Genomic DNA, 339 nt, shown 5'->3' with positions numbered 1-339 from the left:
GTGGGTCATCTAAGGAATCAAGGTATTCGATCAACGGTTTCAGGGACATCAGTAGACACCGATTGGTTAAGATCTCTACTATATACCGGTCTGCGGATCGCCTGGCAACAAACAATGCTAATACGCATGCTCAACTGATCGAAGCATGATCAAACCGCTCAAAAAGTGATCTTGCGTTACCCTTGGGATATAGAGAGATGAAGCAGTACATGCTTGAAACTCGGTTTACACTCAGAAGTCAGCTGCCGGAACTCATTAAGCAAGAGTTGTGGGGAGTCCTTCTTGCGTATAACTTACTGAGATATAAAATGGTATTGATGGCGCATTCATTAAAAGGGG

The 339-nt window shown here is 44.0% G+C and carries 1 pseudogene; it reads left to right on the top strand.

What is annotated here, in order from left to right:
- Positions 1 to 176 precede the first annotated feature (176 nt).
- A pseudogene (locus tag AB4238_RS18265) lies at positions 177 to 339 on the top strand (IS4 family transposase); the annotation flags it as partial.

It is taken from the genome of Shewanella sp. 10N.286.45.A1 (assembly GCF_041470405.1).
Taxonomy (GTDB): Bacteria; Pseudomonadota; Gammaproteobacteria; order Enterobacterales; family Shewanellaceae; genus Shewanella.
This window is presented reverse-complemented; position numbering and strand designations above follow the sequence as displayed.